At 60.6% G+C, this 19,103-nt stretch carries 16 protein-coding genes and 1 pseudogene; 15 read left to right on the plus strand and 2 right to left on the minus strand.

Going from position 1 to position 19,103, the window contains the following annotated elements:
- Positions 1-805 precede the first annotated feature (805 nt).
- From G6035_RS17780 to G6035_RS17840, 13 genes are all read left to right on the plus strand, one after another.
- The gene (locus tag G6035_RS17780) at positions 806-1,840 is read left to right on the plus strand and encodes a zinc-dependent alcohol dehydrogenase family protein (protein WP_176618441.1); all 1,035 of its coding nucleotides are present in this window, start codon (positions 806-808) and stop codon (positions 1,838-1,840) included.
- Positions 1,837-2,505, plus strand: a complete 669-nt coding sequence (locus G6035_RS17785) for a DUF2291 family protein (protein WP_176618442.1) — start codon at positions 1,837-1,839, stop codon at positions 2,503-2,505. Before G6035_RS17780 ends, G6035_RS17785 begins: the two co-directional genes overlap by 4 nt.
- A gap of 2 nt (positions 2,506-2,507) precedes the next feature.
- The gene (locus G6035_RS17790) at positions 2,508-4,052 is read left to right on the plus strand and encodes a sugar ABC transporter ATP-binding protein (RefSeq protein WP_176618443.1); all 1,545 of its coding nucleotides are present in this window, start codon (positions 2,508-2,510) and stop codon (positions 4,050-4,052) included.
- Between the two features lie 26 nt (positions 4,053-4,078).
- The gene (locus G6035_RS17795; protein ID WP_176618444.1) at positions 4,079-5,206 is read left to right on the plus strand and encodes an ABC transporter permease; all 1,128 of its coding nucleotides are present in this window, start codon (positions 4,079-4,081) and stop codon (positions 5,204-5,206) included.
- Positions 5,207-5,248: 42 nt separating this feature from the next.
- Positions 5,249-6,235, plus strand: coding sequence for a D-ribose ABC transporter substrate-binding protein (locus G6035_RS17800; protein WP_176618445.1), 987 nt, complete (start codon positions 5,249-5,251; stop codon positions 6,233-6,235).
- A gap of 95 nt (positions 6,236-6,330) precedes the next feature.
- Positions 6,331-8,070 (plus strand): dihydroxyacetone kinase family protein, encoded by a 1,740-nt coding sequence (locus G6035_RS17805; RefSeq protein WP_176618446.1) that lies wholly within the window; start codon positions 6,331-6,333, stop codon positions 8,068-8,070.
- A 1-nt stretch (position 8,071) separates the two neighbouring features.
- The gene (locus G6035_RS17810; RefSeq protein ID WP_176618447.1) at positions 8,072-8,545 is read left to right on the plus strand and encodes a ribose-5-phosphate isomerase; all 474 of its coding nucleotides are present in this window, start codon (positions 8,072-8,074) and stop codon (positions 8,543-8,545) included.
- 85 nt (positions 8,546-8,630) lie between these two features.
- Positions 8,631-9,359: a triose-phosphate isomerase family protein gene (locus tag G6035_RS17815; protein WP_218063332.1), complete on the plus strand. Its 729-nt coding sequence runs from the start codon at positions 8,631-8,633 to the stop codon at positions 9,357-9,359.
- 10 nt (positions 9,360-9,369) lie between these two features.
- Positions 9,370-10,188, plus strand: coding sequence for a DeoR/GlpR family DNA-binding transcription regulator (locus G6035_RS17820; RefSeq protein ID WP_176618448.1), 819 nt, complete (start codon positions 9,370-9,372; stop codon positions 10,186-10,188).
- A 389-nt stretch (positions 10,189-10,577) separates the two neighbouring features.
- A complete protein-coding gene (locus G6035_RS17825) occupies positions 10,578-11,564 on the plus strand; it encodes an AraC family transcriptional regulator (RefSeq protein ID WP_176618449.1) in 987 nt (328 codons plus the stop codon).
- Positions 11,565-11,676: 112 nt separating this feature from the next.
- Positions 11,677-12,252 (plus strand): flavin reductase family protein, encoded by a 576-nt coding sequence (locus tag G6035_RS17830; protein ID WP_176618450.1) that lies wholly within the window; start codon positions 11,677-11,679, stop codon positions 12,250-12,252.
- A gap of 137 nt (positions 12,253-12,389) precedes the next feature.
- Entirely contained in the window at positions 12,390-13,988 is a 1,599-nt protein-coding gene (locus G6035_RS17835) for a 4-hydroxyphenylacetate 3-hydroxylase family protein (protein WP_218063331.1), read from the plus strand.
- A 475-nt stretch (positions 13,989-14,463) separates the two neighbouring features.
- Positions 14,464-15,066, plus strand: a complete 603-nt coding sequence (locus G6035_RS17840) for a transposase (protein WP_176618451.1) — start codon at positions 14,464-14,466, stop codon at positions 15,064-15,066.
- Here the strand turns inward: G6035_RS17840 and G6035_RS17845 are convergent.
- A complete protein-coding gene (locus G6035_RS17845) occupies positions 15,004-15,264 on the minus strand; it encodes a metal-sensitive transcriptional regulator (RefSeq protein WP_176618452.1) in 261 nt (86 codons plus the stop codon). The genes G6035_RS17840 and G6035_RS17845 overlap by 63 nt on opposite strands.
- Positions 15,265-15,565: 301 nt before the next feature.
- On the opposite strand from G6035_RS17845, the gene G6035_RS17850 reads away from it, so the two are divergent.
- A complete protein-coding gene (locus G6035_RS17850; protein WP_176618453.1) occupies positions 15,566-17,296 on the plus strand; it encodes an FAD-dependent oxidoreductase in 1,731 nt (576 codons plus the stop codon).
- 295 nt (positions 17,297-17,591) lie between these two features.
- Here the strand turns inward: G6035_RS17850 and G6035_RS17855 are convergent, their stop codons facing one another.
- Positions 17,592-18,785 carry a hypothetical protein gene (locus G6035_RS17855; RefSeq protein ID WP_176618454.1) on the minus strand — a complete coding sequence of 398 codons (1,194 nt, stop codon included), beginning with the start codon at positions 18,783-18,785 and terminating at the stop codon, positions 17,592-17,594.
- A gap of 114 nt (positions 18,786-18,899) precedes the next feature.
- On the opposite strand from G6035_RS17855, the pseudogene G6035_RS19810 reads away from it, so the two are divergent.
- Positions 18,900-19,103, plus strand: a pseudogene (locus G6035_RS19810) (type II toxin-antitoxin system Phd/YefM family antitoxin); the annotation flags it as partial.

The following is a 19,103-nucleotide window of genomic DNA, read 5'->3' on the forward strand; positions in this document are numbered from 1 at the left end:
TCCACGCCAGCGACAGAGACAGAACAGGAGGACTCCAACCCCGATCTGGCGCTCAGCGCCTAACCAAAATCAAGAATCACGCGGCAAACGCCTTACACCACGTCAATGGACTTGACCAACCCAGTAGGCACGCTGACGAACAACAACTGCCCGCTCAGTCTGTCTCGCCTCTCCCATTGTGGACGTCCACGTCCCCGAGCCCTCTGACTGCAATCACCGCTTAGGACTCGTCGCCAGCCGCACCAGTGAAGGTCACCTCCACTCCTGGACATGGGTCGGGCCAATGCATGATCTTCTCCCTTCCAACCGAGTGAACTGCCATCCCCTCCCGAAATTGCCCTGCCCAGGAAAACCGGCAGATAGGCACGCCTCCGAACGGTGCAACCGACTCTTGAGGCGACTGCTGAGATCAGGGCATGTGCCGAAAGGACGAGCGCAGTATAGAGCGGGTACGCGGGTAAGGCAATACCCATCCGCGTGTTAAACCTTCGGTGGCACAATCGGCCAGCACCCTTCAAATCGCTCAAACATCCAGACTTCACGTCATTAATCACACGACGAAGCAACGAAATAACAAGACCATTGTGATAACCGAATTCCCGGCAGTCGTTGACAAGGTACTTTCGCGTCGCTATGGTTTATCTAACACGAAGTCGAGAGCAATATCACACAGAGTTAACATGAGGCCCAAGCCTCTCCTCGGCAATTTTCCGACGATACCTATGACGGTCCCCCTCGAGAGCGAGGGAAGTACTGAAGTCCATCGTCGCGCCATCGGCCGACGAGACGAGAAACGGGAGCAATAATGCGCGCAATAGTATTCAACGACAAGGGCGTCCTGGCACTCCAGGACCGGCCGACACCGACGCCCGGATATAAAGAAATCCTTATCGAGACGGCCGCGGTCGGCATCTGCGGCACGGACGCTCACGTGTTCGACGGCGAGTTTGAGGGTACCGTGTTCCCGCTTGTTCCAGGCCATGAGGCCACCGGCACAATCGTGGCCCTCGGCGAGGGTGTAAATGATAGGGTTTTCGACTTCAGCGTCGGCGACCACGTCGCCGTAAACCCGAGCACTACGTGCGGCGAGTGCGAATTTTGCCTCAATGGGCACCAGAATCTCTGCCGCTTCTGGAACGGTCTTGGCGTCGTGGCGTCTGACGGCGCCTCGCAGCAGTTCTTTACCGCCCCTGCAAGCAACGTCTACAAGCTCAAGCCTGAGACTGACCTCTATGAAGCCGCGCTGATCGAGCCGTTGGCATGCGCAATACGGGGCTGGGACGTCCTTCCCCGCCGCCTCGGCGACCACGTCCTTGTTTACGGATCAGGCACGATGGGGCTGCTCATGGCGCAGCTTGCCAAGAAGGCAGGCGCGGCAACGGTGACGATCATCGATCTCAACGAGGAGCGACTCAAAACCGCCGAAGAATGCGGTATTGAGTTGCGCTACACGACCGCAGACTCAGCCGGGCGGGAGAAATGGGACGTAGTTATTGATTGCACCGGAAACATCCAGGCGATCGAAGACGCGCTCAAACGTGTGAAGCCGGCTGGTTTTTTCCAGGACTTTGGCGTGGCTCCTGCCGACCGCACTGCCCAGTTCTCGCCCTTCCGAATCTACAGGGATGAAATCTCGATCGTCGGAACGATGGCAGTCCTGAACTCCTTTGGACGCGCCGTAGAACTATTTGAGGCGGGCGCCATTAATGCAAAGGCGATGATTAGCCACTCCTTTACCCTCGACGACTATTCGGAGGCACTGGACATGTTCCGCAAGGGCAAGGGGCGCAAGCTGCAGATCCGCCCCAACGACACTGAGTCTCGAGTGCTGCTCGGATGAGTGCAGTTGCTGCTCGCGTCGCAGGTAAGAAAAAGAAGCTGAGTCCCTCCGCGAAGCGATGGATCTGGGCAGGTCTAGCCGTCGTCGTGCTACTGGCCATGTTCACCAGCACCAAAATCGTTCAGACAGGATCTGGAACCGCGCAAGGCCCAGCCGCGTTCAATGCTGCAGCATACGGTAAACAACAGTTTCCCAAGCTGCAGGCATTCATCGATAAGAATGCCGTTGATGCCTCAATTCTCGCGACTGCCATCCGCACCGATCCAGCGTCCGCCGCCAAAAAATACGGGAAATCCTCCGATGGTGCGACTTACGTGATCCCTGTACGGTTCACGGGCGTGCTGGGGAAGATCCCGTCGGATGGGTACACGCCGGCTACGGTCGACGGCCTTCCGTCAGGAACCCACATTGGACTCCAGCTTGGCCCGGCCATCAACGGCACTGACCTCCGTGACGTCACAGGGAACATCACGCTCAATAATTTCGAGAACCAGATCCAGCTCCAAGATGCGGGCGCCGCAATCAACGACCAGCTGAGAGCTGAACTCACGAAAATCAACGCCCAATCGCTCACTGGCAAGACCGTTCAGGTCTATGGCGCCTTCACGCTGATCAACCCCCAGCAGTGGAACGTTACGCCTTCGCGTATCACCGTGGAGAAATAGGAATGACACAGGAAATTCGGTCCACCCGACACCGCGAAGGTGCCCCGGTGTTATCTGCACGCGACATCGTGAAAACATACGGCGCGACCCGGGCCTTGAAGGGAGTTAATTTCGACGTCCACCGCGGAACCGTCACCACTTTGTTCGGTGAGAACGGTGCGGGCAAGTCCACCCTCATGAAAATCCTCTCAGGTGTGGAGAAGCCAACTTCCGGAACGATCATCCTTGACGGTGAAGAAATCGAATTCGCCGACACCAATGACGCCCGGGGCCACGGCATCTCAATCATCCACCAGGAGCTGAGCCTTGCCCCAAACCTTTCGGTGCGTGACAACCTCTTTATGGGCTCCGAGCTGCGAAACGGACTTAGCGTCAACTATAAGGAAGAGGAACGTCGTAGTCGGCAAGTATTGTCGGAGCTCGGCCTGGACATCGACCCGGCGTCCATAGTTTCTGAGCTGCGGCTGGGCCAGCAGCAGCTGATCGAGATCGCTCGGGCACTCCTCGCGGAATCACGCATTTTGATCATGGACGAACCCACCTCCGCGCTCTCCGCGGCGGAAGTGGAGATCCTCTTCGGCGTCATAGACGACCTTACCTCCAAGGGCGTCTCGATCGTCTACATCTCTCACCACCTGGAGGAAGCCCTCCAAGTCACTGACTACGCAGTCGTGCTGCGGGACGGAACGATGACGGCCGACGCGCTGGCCCAGGACATCGACCTCGAATGGATCGTGCGAAACATGGTCGGCGACAACTTCGACTTGGGCTCTCCACCCACTGGTTACGAATTCGGTCCGGTTGCCTTGGACATTGATCAGCTCTCCGTTGCCGACCCCAAGGAACCAAACCGTCTACTCGTCGATCATCTGACCCTTCAAGTACGCGAGGGCGAGATTGTGTGCATCTACGGGCTCATGGGCGCAGGGCGGACCGAGCTGCTGGAAACAGTGGCAGGACGGACCCCGGCCGTTAGCGGCACGGTACGCATGAACGAGACCGACATTTCGCAGCTGAGCCTAAGAGCACGCCTCGCAACGGGACTGGGACTCGTCCCCGAGGACCGGCAGCGAGACGGACTGGTGCAGACCATGTCGGTGGGGCAAAACATCGCACTGGCCAGCCTTGGCACGTTCGTCAAAGGGTTGTTCGTCTCACCCAACCTCGAGCGTGAACATACCAAGGAGGCTATTAAAGATGTACGCGTCAAGACGGCAGGCAGCGAGGCTCTAATTGGGTCCCTTTCGGGGGGTAACCAACAGAAGGTCGTCATCGGCAAGATCGTCTCGACCGGGCCGAAGGTGCTTCTCCTCGACGAACCCAGCAGAGGCATCGACATTGGCGCGAAGGCCGAAGTTTTCAAGCTGATCGCCGAACGTGCACGCGAAGGACTCGCCGTCGTCTACTCCACGAGCGAGGTGGGCGAATGCCTAAGCATCGCCCATCGCATCCTGGTCATGCGGCGCGGTAAGATCGCCGCCGAATTCGGACCATCCGCCAGCAAAGAAGACATCATGGCCAGCTCCGGCGAAGCCGTGCTGGCTTAGAAAACCCACTATTTTAAAGGATTCCCATGGCTGAAGCCTCGGTATCACGCCGACGCAATCCCTTCGAGGGACTAACAATCGGCGCAGTCCTCCTCGAAGCACGCGCATTCCTCGCCCTCGTCGTAATCTTCGCGGTCTTTTCATTCCTCGCCCCCAGCGCATTCCCCACTCTGTCGAACATCATTGTCATGTGCCAGCAGGTCTCGGTGTACGCGATCCTCTCGGTCGGCATGCTTTTGGTCATCCTGGACGGAGGAATTGACTTATCCGTCGGATCCACCCTCGGCCTTTCAGGCATGGTGGCCGGCCTGGCTCTTCAGGGCTTCCCGATCGGCGGCGTCGTCCTCTACCCGCCAGTATGGGTCGTCGTCGTCTTAGCCGTTGCAACTGGCGCGCTCGTCGGCCTGATAAACGGCCTGCTCGTCGCACGACTGAATGTCGCACCATTCGTCGCGACACTGGGCACCATGTACGTGATCCGGGGTCTGGCCTCTCTAACCACAAACGGGTTGACAGTCAACAACCTTGGGGGACGAGCTGATCTCGGCAACACGGGCTTCGAATGGCTGGGTTTCAATTCGATTCTTGGCATCCCAGTCGGAGTCTGGATCCTGGTCGTGGTCGCCATCGTCGCGAGCCTCTTGCTAAACCGCACCGTCTACGGCCGGTGGCTTTACGCTTCGGGCGGCAACGCCCGCGCAGCTGAACTTTCCGGGGTGCCGGTGCGCAAGGTGCGAGTGCGTGCCTACGTAATCTCCGGCGTATGCGCGGCAATCGCCGGCGTGATCCTCACCAGCGAACTCACCTCGGCCGGACCGACACAGGGCACCTCCTACGAACTGACTGCGATCGCCGCCGTCGTCATCGGGGGCGCGGCCCTCAGCGGCGGAAAGGGAACAGTACGCGGGACCCTCCTCGGTGCCTTCGTCATCGGGTTTCTGGCCGCCGGACTAACAATCGTCGGGATTTCGGCTTACGTCCAGACCGTCTTCACAGGCGCCGTAATCGTACTGGCAGTCCTTCTCAACGGAATTCGGGGCAGGCGCCGTCGTCGAAACAGCGACCCTTCGACCCCGGCAGCTTCCGTCCCGCCTTCCCCGGCAATCGAGACAGATGCCAACGTTCCATCGGCAGTCAACAACAAGGCCGTCTGAGGACCTCAGACGGTAACCGAAAGAATAGAGCAAGGAAATCATATGTTGCGTAAAAATATTGGCATCGCCTTGGCGCTCGGCGTCACAGCCACGATCGCAATCACAGGATGCTCCGGCGCAAACACGTCCGGATCCGCAACGGCACATTCCGGCGGAAAGGCGGGCGGCCTAATCACCATCGTCGTCAACGACCCCTCAAACCCGTACTGGCTCACCGAAGGAAACGTCGCGAAAGCCGAAGCCTCGAAGCTCGGTTACACGGCGACGGTGGCCGCCTCAAAGGGTGATGTGAACACTGAGTCCACCATCATCGACACCGCCATCGCGAACCACTCTGCCGGCATCATCCTCGACCCGGCGAACGCAGACGGCTCGATCGGGAACATCAAGCGCGCCATGAACGCCAAGATCCCAGTGTTCCTAGTCAACGCGGAGATCAACCAGACGGGCGTCGCACTGGGACAACTGGTGTCCAACAACGCCCAGGGGGCCGCTATCGGGGCCCAGCAGTGGATCAAAGCTGCGGGGACACAGGGTTCATACGCCGAACTGTACGGTCTCCCCTCCGACAACAACGCTGCCACCCGATCCAACGGATACAAGACCGTCATCTCGCAGTACCCCAACTGGAAGAACGTAGCCAAGCAGACCGCAAACTGGGATCGTGCCCTGGGACAGCAGAAGATGCAGTCCATCCTGCAGGCCAACCCTAAAATAAACGCGGTGATCTCGGGCAACGATGAGATGGCCCTCGGCGCGATTGCGGCACTCAAGCAGGCAGGAAAGACCAACGTCATCGTCGGCGGATTCGACGGCTCACCCGACGCCGTCACCGCAGTCAAGGACGGTTCCCTTGCCTACACGGTCCTGCAGCCAGTGGCGACCTTCGCGAAGAAGTCCGTGGACGAGCTGGACCAGTACATCCGCACCGGCACAAAGCCTGCACAGGAGAAGCAATCCTTTGACTGCATCCTCATCACCAAGGCCAATGTCGACAAGATGACCGCTCCCTTCACATACTCAGGCTGAGCCGAGCGCCAAACTACCGGCCGACCGCACTGTGCGGCCATGTGGGGGCGGATGCCCAGGGCATCCGTCCCCACCCCAAGTCCACGAGAGGGATCATGAGCTACATACTGAACGACGCGGCGACCTTCGCCGACGAATCCGCCGACGGATTCGTCGCCGCACACCACAACCTTGTGAGCCGCGTGCGCGGCGGCGTCGTCCGTGCCGCAGCGACTCCTCCTGGCCAGGTCGCCGTCGTGATCGGCGGCGGTTCCGGCCACTATCCGGCCTTCGCCGGTCTTGTCGGCCCTGGAATTGCCCACGGAGCCGCGATGGGAAACGTCTTTGCCTCCCCCAGCGCACAACACATCGTCGCGGTGGCACGCTCAGTGGCATCTGACGCAGGCGTGCTCCTGACCTACGGCAATTACGCCGGTGACGCCCTCAATTTCGACCAAGCCCAAGACCAACTGCGCGCAGAAGGAATACCTTGCCAGACGGTGCGCGTCACCGACGACATATGCAGCGCACCTAATAACGAGCGGGAAAAGCGCCGCGGTATCGCAGGAGACCTCGCCGTCTTCCGCGTTGCCGGCTGGGCCGCCGAGCAAGGCCTTGACCTCGATGCCGTCGCCGCGCTCACGGCTCGCGCAAACGATCACACCCGGTCCATCGGTGTCGCCTTCTCAGGTTGCACCCTTCCGGGCGCCGCGGAACCGCTGTTCGCCATTCCGGCAGGGCAAATGGCCGTGGGTATGGGAATCCACGGTGAGCCCGGAATAGAGACCGTGCCCCTGCCCTCCGCTCGCGAGCTCGCCGAACTTCTCGTTGACCGAGTTCTTGCCGAGCGACCCGATGGCCTCACCTCCAATGCCGACCGGGTGGGCGTAATCGTCAACGGCCTCGGATCAGTCAAGTCTGAAGAGCTTTTCCTGCTCTACGGCATGATCGCTTCGCTCCTGAAGTCGGCGGATCTCACCATCGTCGATCCCGAGGTCGGCGAGTACGCCACTAGCTTTGAAATGGCGGGACTTTCCCTCACCATCGTATGGCTCGACGGCGACCTCGAAGCGGCCTGGCGCTCACCTGCATACTCCCCTGCATACCGCAAGAGCACCATGAAACTCAACGCAACTGCGACCCCATCTGCCACTGACCAAGCAACTGACTCCACAACGATCGTCGCGGCCTCGGAGGAAGCAGCGTATGCCGGCCGGAGGGCCCTCAAAGCCATTCAATCCATCCGTGACGTGATCGACCTTCAAGCAGATGAACTCGGACGTCTCGACGCAATCGCCGGAGACGGAGACCACGGCATTGGAATGCAACGAGGTGCCCGAGCCGCAGCCAAGGCAGCTGCCGCCGCCTGTTCCGCCGGCGCCGGCGCCGGTACCGTCCTCACCCAGGCCGGGGAAGCATGGGGAACCGAGGCCGGCGGGACCTCCGGAGCCCTGTGGGGACTCGCCCTGCGCACCGTGGGTGGGCGCATAGGAGACGCTGAAAAACCAGACGTCGTGGCAGTGGCGCACGCAGTAGAAGCTGCACTCGAGGCCGTCCAGCACGCAGGAAAGGCACAAGTCGGCGACAAAACCCTGGTTGACGCGTTGACCCCCTTCGCTGACCGCCTCAGTGAACTCGCCAATGAAGGACTTGGACTGGTTCCGGCCTGGACGGCCGCTGCAACAGCAGCCAGCTTGGCGGCAGACGCCACAGCCAACCTCCTTCCGAGGTTGGGACGCGCCCGGCCGCACATGGAGAAGAGTCTAGGAAGCCCCGACCCCGGGGCCATCTCGCTTGCACTCGCCGTTACAGCGGTGGCTGCGGCCCTGGACACACACGACACAGAGGAGAAATAAGATGAGCCGTACCTGGCGAATTGTCGTCGGATCCGATGATGCGGGCTATGAATACAAGGAGGCACTAAAAGCGGACCTTGAAAAAGACCCTAGAGTATCCAAAGTCATCGACGTGGGGGTCGATGCCCAAGCCCACACACCCTATCCCACAGTCGCAATCGCCGCGGCCGAGAGCATCCGCGACAACCTAGCAGACCGGGCACTCCTCGTGTGTGGCACCGGACTCGGGGTCGCAATCGCCGCCAACAAGGTTCCCGGAATCAGGGCGGTGACGGCTCACGACAGCTACAGCGTCGAACGAGGCGTCCTAAGCAACAACGCCCAGGTCCTTACATTCGGACAGAGAGTCATCGGCCTCGAACTTGCACGCCGTCTCGCAAGGGAATGGCTAGGCTACGAGTTCGACGAGTCCTCCGCATCCGCCAAAAAGGTATCGGTCATCGACGGATACGAGAGCACCGGGTCCTGTGACTGATACTGCATCACAAACTATAGACAATATCGAATCCCCGATTGTCCTAGGCGTGAGTCTCAAGCTCTACCTAGATGTCGCCGACACCATGCATTGGGCACAGAGCGTGTCAAAGTTAACCCGAACACATCCAGCCATCGCCCAAGGCAGAGTCCGTCTGTTCGTCCTACCCTCACTCCCCGCACTTCCTGCTGTCAAGGACGCATTTCGGGGAACACCGGTAAGCATAGGGGCCCAGGATCTGTTCTGGAAGGACCGAGGCGCCTTCACCGGAGCGGTCAGCGGGACTGACTTGCGCGCGGTTGGCTGCTCCTACGTCGAAGTTGGGCACGCCGAACGACGTACAATATTTGGGGATGACGATGAAACCGTCGGCCGGAAGCTCGCAGCAGCGCTCCGAAACCACCTGACGCCAGTCCTCTGCGTCGGCGAAACTGAGAAGTCGGACTCGGCGCAGGCAGCTCTCGAGACTGTTCATGAGCTGGAGTCTGCACTCACCGATGTCGTACCTTCCGATGGCGGACATGATTTGATCGTTGCCTACGAACCGCGGTGGACAATCGGGCAAACCCAGCCCGCCTCCCCCGAACATATAGGAAGAGTCATCACGGAATTACGCCAAAGATTGGCCAGCGACCATCGAATCCGGGCCTCGTCGGTCCTATACGGGGGAAGCGCCCAACCCGGCACCCTGTCGATGCTAGGGAGAAAAGCCGATGGGCTGTTCTTGGGACGGTTCGCACACGATCCCAAACAGTTCGCCCTTATCCTTGACGAAGCAGCCGCGTTAAACAACTCTCAACTGAGGATGGGGTGAGTCGAGAGATATGGTGCTGAACCCAGGAGATCGATCTCCGGTCAACCGCCAGACCCGACAACTGCAGCGCCAGCGCGCGATCGGCGAAGCAGTCATGGCGGAGGGGGCAATTCGCATTGAACAACTCGCAGAACGCTTCGACATCAGTGTGATGACAGTCCACCGCGATCTCGATGAGTTGGAGACAAGTGGACTCATTCGTAAGAACCGAGGGGTCGCAACAGCGTTGTCGACGGCACTGGTCGAGTCGAGCGACGTCTACCGATCGAATCGGCAACTCGCTGAGAAGGAAGCGATCGCTCAAGCCGGGCTGAAGTTCGTCGAACCGGGCCAAGCGATCATCCTCGACGACTCAACGACTACCCTTCGTCTGGTACCGCATTTGAAAGATCGAACGCCGCTGACGGTGATCACCAACACTTTGACTGTCATCAACGATCTAAGCGGAACAAAAGGCATTTCTCTGCTCGCGCTCGGAGGTCAGTACTACAACTGGTGCAGTGCTTTCATGGGTCGGATGACGACCGAGGCCCTCTCTTCCCTGCGTTGCGACGTCCTCTTTATGTCGACCTCTGCAATCACTGACGACATTGCATTTCACCAAACCCAGGAGACCGTTGATGTCAAGCGAGCGATGTTCGACGCTGCAGCAAAGCGGATACTGCTGGCCGACCACACCAAGTTCGAGAAGCGGGCCCTGCACGCGATGCTCTCACTTGAGCGTTTCGACGCAGTCATCGTTGACGCCGATACTGATAAAGAGCACATCGCGAGGCTGCGTGACAAAGGGGTCAAAGTCCATGTCGCCCGCAAACCAATTAGGCAGTAAGTCAGCCCGCCCCGACGTTCGGCTCTGCACGGGAACCAATCCGACATAAAGAACGATCAGGAGCCCTATAGGTGCAAGGGCCGTTCGGCGCCGACAACGACGACTTGGCAGCCAAACCCGGTTCTTCGTCTCAACGCGTGGTTCGGGCCAGCTGAGTCTCGGATTTTGGCTGCGTCCGGCGTGACGGGCAAATGAAAAGCGTCCGGGTCTCTTGCATTGGGGGCGACCAAGTCTCCAACTTCATAAAAGACCCTGACGTGACGGTCAAGTCCCGTGGCGTGGCGTTCCCGGACCTTCGGCGCCGGGCCATTTATGTTCGCTCCGTCCCGCTCGTCTAAATTGCGCTGAGACTGTTACAGCGCCTGTGACCGGGATTACACTTAGCTTCCATGACTTCCGAACATCCCCCCGGCGCGAAGGCATTGAGATTCTCCACCGACGGCATTCCGTCCGTGAACCGGGTGCACTTGTGGGAGCACCACAATGCCAAGGCTCTTATCGCGCTCGACATCCGCACCATGGATGAACAACCGCTGCAGGCAGCCGAGATCAACCTCCATTTCCCCTCACTGAAGTTCGCCTCCGTTAGGGGCAGTGCCCAGGTGGTGGAGCGCAACGAAGCGTTCATCCGGCGACACCCGACGAACTCGGTGGCGGTGTTCTTCGCCATCGAAGGCGAGGCGTTCTTCTACTACCAAGGCGGCTTCGAGTCACTCAGGCCGGGACAAGCGGTCATCTACGACGTCGACCGCCCCTTCATGCGTGGCTTCAGCCGCGGGTTGCGGGAAATGGTGTTGACCATCCCGCATGAAGACTATCTCGAAATCACCGGCGGACGGCCGTTGACCAGGCCCATCATCTTCGACTTCCGGGAGGAGCAAATAGCCAATCGGCGGGCATTCGCCCTGGCCCGGCTGGTGTCTGACGCTCTGTCCCGCCCGGGGGACGCGGAGAGCACCGAAGCCGCGGCGTTCGAGTTGCTCTCCGCAATCCTCGCAGGGGACCGCAGCGGCACCGGCGCCTGCCACCTCACCGCCGCCCGCTCCTACATCACCGAGCACCTGGGGGACACCGAACTCAGCGTGGCCAAGGTGGCCTTCGCCGTCGGCATTAGCGAAAGGCACCTCGCCCGCCTCTTCAACGAGACTGGCACCTCGGCTAGCGCCTACATCTTCGAACTCCGGCTCCAACTCGCCCGACGCCTTCTGACGGATCAGCGCGAGGCTCGGTCTTCCATTGCAACCCTCGCCGGCCGTTGCGGGTTCGCCTCGCAAGCCTACTTCGCGCGTGCCTACAAGGCGCGCTACGCCGTCACGCCCTCGATGGAGCGCAAAGCGGCCCTCACAGAAGGGGCAAAGCGGCTTATTTTGCACTGACCGGACATCTTCGTGCACCTAGCTGACATCATGTGATGGGCGACACCCAAAAGCTCATGATTTGCGCCACGCTGAATGGGACAACACACCCCAACAGCCTCAGGAGCACGCGATGCCGGAAACATCCATGATCGATCAGAGGGACCTGCGCTACGCGTTCGGCCGATTCGGTACCGGCGTGACCGTGGTGACTACGACATCCGATGACGGTACGGCGCACGGTGCGACGGTCAGCGCTTTCACCTCTGTGTCCTTGGACCCGCCGCTGGCCCAGGTGACGCTGATGCGCAGTTCAAAACTCTCCGCCCTCGTGGAGGATCGGCCGTTCGCGATCAATGTGATGTCCCTGGGACAACTTGAGACTTGCCTCCATTTTGCCGGCAAGCCGATGAAGGGCGGCCCCATGTGGGGCCAGAGCGCCACGGACGTTCCGGTGCTGGCAGGCAATGCGGCCACCCTCGAGTGCCGTCCGTGGCGCGTGTACGACGGCGGGGACCACCTGATCGTTGTCGGCGAGGTCGAGCACCTTGAGATCACCCCGCTGGAGCCCTTGCTGTTCTTCGGCGGCAAGTTTCACCACCTCGGCAGCCTCGTCGGCGGCACTCCATGGGAGCTGTGCGGTGACGGCCACGAGGCCGGCTGGATCACCGGCGCCGCGGCCTTCCGACCCCTCGCTGCCGCCGTTTAACCCGGGCGCAGCGCTAGGACGCTTTCAGCGCCGCCTCGTTCCCTGCCCTTGCTTCCATCCCATCTCTTCCCCCCCCATTTGTTCCATTTCCCTCCTGTTCGGCGAAGACGCCGACAAAACACTGAAAGGCACCCGCCATGACCGAGACCATCGAAAGCCCTAAGAACCCTGCTCTGCCTGACATGTCGGCCCGTACCGCCCCAGCGAATCCGCTGCTGCCACAGACCGGCGACGAATACATCGAGTCCCTGCGAGACGACCGGGAGGTCTGGATCTACGGTGAACGGGTCAAGGACGTCACCACGCACCCGGCCTTCCGCAACTCAGTGCGCATGGCCGCACGCCTCTACGACGGGTTCCACAACCCGGACACCGCGCCTAAACTTCTAGTGCCCACCGACACCGGCTCCGGCGGGATGACCCACCCGTTCTTCAAGGCAGCACGCTCCGTAGAGGACCTGAAGGTTTCGCGCACCGCGATAGAGACCTGGGCGCGAATGTCCTACGGGTGGATGGGCCGCTCCCCTGACTACAAGGGCGCCTTCTTGGGCACCTTGGGCGGAATGCCGGACTTCTACGAACCGTTCAAGGACAACGCGATCCGCTGGTACAACGAATCGCAGGAAAAGGTCCTCTACTGGAACCACGCGATCATCAACCCGCCGGTGGACCGCCACCTGCCCCCGGACCAGGTCGGGGACGTGTTCATGAAAGTCGAGAAGGAAACCGATGCCGGTCTTATCGTGTCCGGGGCGAAGGTCGTCGCAACCGGCTCGGCCATCACGCAGTACAACTTCATTGCCCACTACGGTCTGCCGATCAAGAAGAAAGAATTCGCGCTGATCTGCACCGTCCCCATGGATGCGCCGGGCGTCAAGTTGATCTCACGCGCCTCGTACTCCCATCAGGCCGCCGTGATGGGCACCCCGTTCGACTACCCGCTCTCGAGCCGGCTGGACGAGAACGATTCCGTTTTCGTGTTCGACAAAGTCCTCATTCCCTGGGAGAACGTGTTCGCTTACGGGGACGTGGAGAAGATCAACAACTTCTTCCCGCAAACCGGCTTCCTCAACCGGTTCACATACCAAGGCGTCATACGACTGGCGGTCAAACTGGACTTCATCGCCGGCCTGCTCCTCAAGGCCCTGGAGATCGCCGGAACCAAGGACTTCCGCGGCGTCCAGGCCCGGGCCGGAGAGGTTATCGGCTGGCGGAACATGTTCTACGCCCTCGCCGACGCCATGGCGCTGAACCCGGATGCCGGCCCCGACGGGACCGTGCTGCCGAAGTTGGACTACGGGCTCGCCTACCGCATGTTCATGGCCACCGGCTACCCGCGAATCAAGGAAATCATCCAACAGGACGTCGCTTCCGGGCTGATCTACCTGAACTCCTCGGCCCTGGACTTCAAGACTCCGGAAATCCGCCCTTACCTGGACAAGTACGTCCGCGGCTCCGGCGGCATCCAGGCCGTGGACCGGGTCAAGCTCATGAAGCTTCTCTGGGACGCGATCGGCACCGAATTCGGCGGCCGACACGAACTCTACGAACGGAACTATTCCGGCAACCACGAAAACGTCAAGGCCGAAATACTCTTCGCCGCCCAGGCACAGGGCACCACAGCCATGATGACCGGCTTCGCCGACCAATGCATGAGCGAATACGACCTGGACGGCTGGACGGTGCCCGACCTGATCAACAACGACGACGTCAGCATCTTCCTCAAACGCAGCTGATCCCGGTCACATAAATCAATCATGCCAAGGTCACTCCCGGACCAGTTCCGGGGGTGACCCTCGCATAAAAACACACACCGCACGCCAGACCAAGTCGCCTGCTGTGTGTGATCAACTATATGTAGGCCGTTTCAGCTAGGAATGTAGGCCAAGTTAGCGGCTCGTTTCAGGCCAAAAGAGCGGTAAGAATCAGGCCAGCTTTTTTCCCCTCAAGATCATGGTTTCGGGGTTGGCCTTCACATTGAGATCACCCGGTGGCCGGGGCCTGTCCAGAGTGTTGGGGACATGGGCCCGCCACCTCCCGATAGGTTCCTTGCGGCGCTGCCATTGCGAAGCGTATGCGCCGGAAGTGCTGGAAAGCAGATGACGGTACCCATGTCCGTACAAGAAAATATCAGAAGACTGGACTCCCAGGGAGTGCCGGTGCGGGAGATCGCCCGGCGGTTGGGTGTCAGCCGGGCCTCGGCGGCCAAGTATGCCGGGCAGGAGAATTTCTCCCCGGCCCCACCGGCACCAACGGCCGGGCCGGGGCTCGGTGCTGGCCGGGTTCAAGCACATAATCGAAACGTGGCTGGGCGAGGATGCCCGCCGCCCGCGGAAACAGCGGCATACGGCCAAGCGGGTCTTTGACCGGCTTACCGAGGAGCACGGGTTCACCGGCACCTATTCACCCGTCCAGCGGTTCGTGAAGAAGTGGGTGGCACTGAACCGTGGCGCCGGGGAGGGCTTTACCGAGCTTGTCTGGCCCGCCGCCACCATGCAGGTCGACTTCGGCCAGGGCGAGGCGATCATTGCCGGGATCCGGCAGGTCCTGCATATCCTCATCGTCAGTTTCCCGTTCTCGAACATGCGCTTCGTCCAGGCCTACGCCGGCGAGACCGCCGAGTGCGTCTGCCAGGGTTGCGCACCGTCTTTGAACACATCGGCGCCGTACCCCAGGCACATGGTTTTTGATTATGTTCCGCGGAACATAATCGGGATCCAGGTCCCGCAGTTCCTCCTGGCGCCCAGACTGTCAGGCGAGGGACAGGAACAGCTTTTCCAGCTTCCCGCTGTCCAGGTCGTCGCTTTGTCCTGAGGCCAAGCACTCTTTCAGGCTGCCTGCGACAAGACCGAAGCCCGCACGATCCAGGGCCTTTCCCACGGCTGCCATCTGCATCACGATGTCCTCGCAGTCGCGCCGTTCCTCGAGCATGCGGATAATGCCCGTCAGCTGGCCATTGGCGCGGCGGAGTCTGTTGATGATGGGCTTGGAGGCTTCTTCGGACAGCTGCATGATGCTCCTTTGTTGTTGGCCTTACCTTGACAGCATACCCCCCTGGGTATGTAAGCTGGTGTCAACCATACCCATGGGGGTATCGAAAAATAGGGAGAAACCACATGTGCCGTGCCGTGAAATGCCGTTCCTGCAACAAGACCACCTGGGCCGGCTGTGGCAACCACGTTGAGGATGTCATGCGCCATATCCCCAAATCCGAACGCTGCTCCTGCGACCGCAACGCGCCAAAGCCTGCTGCACCCAAGGACAAGACCGGCGGATGGTTCAGCAGGCTTTTCGGCACAAAGGTGGACAGCAAATGAGTGCGGTAACCAGGCGCGTAGTCATTGTTGGGGGCGTTGCCGGGGGCATGTCCGCGGCCACCAGGCTCCGGCGCAATGACGAACACGCTGCCATCACCGTCTTTGAGCGCGGCGGGCATGTCTCTTTTGCCAACTGTGGCCTGCCCTATCATGTGGGCGGGGTCGTCGAGGACCGGGAAGAGCTGCTGTTGCAGTCCCCGGAGTCGCTGAAGTCGCGCTTCAACCTCGATGTTCGCATCCGCCACGAGGTTACGGCCGTGAATCCCGACGCCGGGACCGTCACCGTGCGTGATCTCACCACAGGGGGCGAATTTGAGCAGGGCTTCGACGCCTTGGTGCTGGCCACCGGCGCCGCACCGTACCGTCCCGAGCTCCCGGGTATTGAGCGCGCGCATAGTCTGCGCGACGTGGCCGACCTCGATGCCATCATGGCGGACTTGGCCGTGCTGGAATCCCGTGCAGCCAAAAATACCGGCGCCCGGAAGACCCCTCGGGTAGCGATCCTCGGAGGCGGTTTCATCGGCCTGGAACTCGCCGAAAACCTGGTCCTTCGCGGGATGGGGGTCACCCTCTTGCAGTCCGGACCCCGCATCCTGGCGCCGCTTGACCCTGAAATGGTGACTCCCGTCGTCGAGCGTCTCGAGGCGAACGGGGTAACCGTACTCACCCGTGCCGTAACAAGGGGCATTGAGCACGACGCCGTAGTCCTCGCCGACGGGACGCGCATCGCGGCCGACCTGGTGGTGACCGCCACCGGCGTGCGCCCCGAAAGCGGGTTGGCACGGGCCGCCGGCCTGAGCGTTGGAACTACTGGTGGAGTGGTGGTGGATGCCTCTCAGCGCACCAGCAACCCGCGTATTTATGCAGTTGGTGACGCCGCTGAAAAGCGCGATGCCATTTCCGGCGGGGCCGTGCTGGTGCCGCTGGCGCAGACCGCCAACCGGCACGGGCGCCTTGTTGCCGATGTCATCACTGGACGGACGGTTCGTGCCGCAGAGGTCTTGGGCACCGCCGTCGTCGGTGTCTTCGGGCTGACGGCCGCCATGAGCGGCTGGAATGAGCAGCGGCTGCGCGCTGCGGGCCGGGCCTACCGCGCCATTCATTCGCACCCGGCCAACCACGCCGGCTACTACCCAGGTGCCACAGGGATGTCGCTGAAGCTGTTGGTGGACCCGGAAAATGACAAGATTCTCGGCGTCCAGGGTGTTGGCGGACAGGGAGTGGATAAGCGCATCGACGTCATCGCCACAGCCATGCGTGCAGGAATTACGGCCAGTGAACTGGCCGACCTGGAGCTGGCCTACGCGCCGCAATTCGGCTCGGCTAAAGACCCGGTGAATATGCTGGGCATGATTGCTGACAACCTCGCAGCCGGCAACCTCAGTACGTTGCAATGGCACGAACTCGATGACGCCGTTGCCGCCGGAGCCCAGATCGTCGATGTGCGCAGTGCCGCCGAATTTGATGCCGGGGCCATCCCCGGTGCCATCAATGTCTCCGTCGACGAGCTGCGCACCCGCCACGGCGAACTGCCCGATGCGCCGCTGGTGGTGCACTGCGCCGTCGGCCAGCGAGGAAATACGGCGGCCCGGATACTGACCCAGCTCGGCTTCACCGCGCAAAACCTCGACGGCGGATACCTCACCTGGAAGCGGGGCATTCACTCCGCGGAAGTAATGGCAAACGGCTCAGTAAGATCCGCGATCCCGGTACCGGTAGGGTCCTGACGGTTCCGGGTCCGAAGGTTCCTGACGTGGGGCGGAACCTGACCAGGGAGGGGTTGCAACGAAACGGGCTCTCCGGCAGCGCGAGCCACGACGACGCCCCCGCCGTCCATGGTTCCACGGGCGCAGACAAATTCCACCCGATCGCGGAGTGCCTTGGAAACTGCCAGCAATTCGTGCAGGGTGTCACCATCCGATCCAGCTGGCATCCGCCGCGTCGCGAGTCAGGTCTGAGCACGGATCCGCTGTCTCATAACCTAAACGCCTCGAAACCTATAGGTTGTGAGACGTCGTCGATTCACGCGCCGGTAAGTGTGCCCAGGGCGTCGACGGCCTTCTGGATCGCGTCCTTCGAGAACATGGACAGCGGAACATTCGGCTTACGGCTTGCGAAACTGCTTGTCTTGAGGTTCGCCGCCACTTCCAGAAGAACGGGGATGTCTCTCAATTTCTGGAGAAACAAATCCCGGGCTTCGGCGTCTGGCAATTCTTCATCTGACAGCTTTGCCATCCGTCCGAGGTTGATCTCTACCGAGGTTCCCTGACCCGAAAAATAGAAGAAAGACACAGTGCCTAGCCGGATATTTCTCCGGCTGAGGATCGGCAGGCTTCCTGCAGGATGCACCGAGGTGGAACCTGCGAACGTAAGCCCCGCCGCGAGTGCCGTCGTAAGGAAAAAGTCGAACCTTTCGAGATTCTCGGAGTCATGGTCCTGCAACCAGGAGCGGTAAGTACCGTCGTCCCAGGCCGTCACTTCCCTGCTGTTCCGGACTGACTTGGCTTCGGCCAGTTCCTGCCCGTACACGTGTGGCATCAGTATCTCGACGGAGCCTTGTCTTAGGCGGGAATATTCAACGGCAATCACCGAGGTCCCGGGACCGGCCATGGCGTTGAGATACTCGATCATCCTCTTCAACGCGGGGTTGATGACATCCACGGCCAGGACAATGCGGAAGCTACCGTCCGCAAGATTTCGCGCCAAGGCCCCCCTCAGCAAAATTCCCCCGTCTACTTCATCGAGAATGAACGGGTGGGAAGTGCGGGCCTGCCATTTCGCGGCAAACTCTTCAACATCCATCTTCCACAGCCGAGACGCGTAATCGAACATCTGCCCGACGACCTCACGCCTAATCTGGGGATTCGAGGCCAGCTTGCACTCGACCAACGTCAGCTCTCCCGTTGAGTCAACAACGACAATGTCAGCAGGACCAACGTCAGATTGGAACTCCCGGCACGTTTTGGCCGCCGAACTGACTCCCGGAATGAGCTCTGGGTGCGAGGCAAGGATCTCCTGAAGCTCAGACTCCAAGCCATAACCTGCCTCGAGCGGTTCGAGCCACGTTCCATCACCTTGACGAATCAATATTCCGCCCATCGCTTCTCCCAATCCCACATTACGGCGATCTAGGATCGCAGAAACCAACCTTGGATCATCAGGTCCCTTAAACATTGCAATATAGAGCCGACCGGTCAACACCTCGCCGATGTTCACTCAAGCCAATTGGCCACCTGCGTGCAGGCAACCGGCCTTCGTAGACGTAAGCTCGACCGCGACACAATTTCTTCCATCCTTGAAAATCTACACAGAAATCTGTATAGTTTTTGTATGACCACCATGACCATCACAGAAGCCTCCCGTGCCGGCCTATCCTCGCTGGTTGCCTCGGCTGAAGCGGGAAACGATGTTCCCCTGTCCCGACATGGCAGAGTCGTCGCAGAGGTGGTCTCCGCTGAGGAAATCTCCAGCCTACGGCGTGACCGTGACACTCTGCGCGATGCAGCGCTCGTCATGGCTCGTTTCGCCACTGAC

The sequence above is a fragment of the Arthrobacter sp. SDTb3-6 genome (genome assembly GCF_013376095.1).
GTDB lineage: Bacteria > Actinomycetota > Actinomycetes > Actinomycetales > Micrococcaceae > Specibacter.

Coding starts and splice junctions, on each gene's coding strand:
- G6035_RS17805 (WP_176618446.1), top strand. CDS start 6,331: ATGAGCTACATACTGAACGACGCGGCGACCTTCGCCGACGAATCCGCC.
- G6035_RS17810 (WP_176618447.1), top strand. CDS start 8,072: ATGAGCCGTACCTGGCGAATTGTCGTCGGATCCGATGATGCGGGCTAT.
- G6035_RS17795 (WP_176618444.1), top strand. CDS start 4,079: ATGGCTGAAGCCTCGGTATCACGCCGACGCAATCCCTTCGAGGGACTA.
- G6035_RS17780 (WP_176618441.1), top strand. CDS start 806: ATGCGCGCAATAGTATTCAACGACAAGGGCGTCCTGGCACTCCAGGAC.
- G6035_RS17845 (WP_176618452.1), bottom strand. CDS start 15,264: ATGCAGCTGTCCGAAGAAGCCTCCAAGCCCATCATCAACAGACTCCGC.
- G6035_RS17850 (WP_176618453.1), top strand. CDS start 15,566: ATGAGTGCGGTAACCAGGCGCGTAGTCATTGTTGGGGGCGTTGCCGGG.
- G6035_RS17835 (WP_218063331.1), top strand. CDS start 12,390: ATGACCGAGACCATCGAAAGCCCTAAGAACCCTGCTCTGCCTGACATG.
- G6035_RS17825 (WP_176618449.1), top strand. CDS start 10,578: ATGACTTCCGAACATCCCCCCGGCGCGAAGGCATTGAGATTCTCCACC.
- G6035_RS17815 (WP_218063332.1), top strand. CDS start 8,631: ATGCATTGGGCACAGAGCGTGTCAAAGTTAACCCGAACACATCCAGCC.
- G6035_RS17840 (WP_176618451.1), top strand. CDS start 14,464: ATGCCGGGCAGGAGAATTTCTCCCCGGCCCCACCGGCACCAACGGCCG.
- G6035_RS17790 (WP_176618443.1), top strand. CDS start 2,508: ATGACACAGGAAATTCGGTCCACCCGACACCGCGAAGGTGCCCCGGTG.
- G6035_RS17830 (WP_176618450.1), top strand. CDS start 11,677: ATGCCGGAAACATCCATGATCGATCAGAGGGACCTGCGCTACGCGTTC.
- G6035_RS17800 (WP_176618445.1), top strand. CDS start 5,249: ATGTTGCGTAAAAATATTGGCATCGCCTTGGCGCTCGGCGTCACAGCC.
- G6035_RS17820 (WP_176618448.1), top strand. CDS start 9,370: ATGGTGCTGAACCCAGGAGATCGATCTCCGGTCAACCGCCAGACCCGA.
- G6035_RS17785 (WP_176618442.1), top strand. CDS start 1,837: ATGAGTGCAGTTGCTGCTCGCGTCGCAGGTAAGAAAAAGAAGCTGAGT.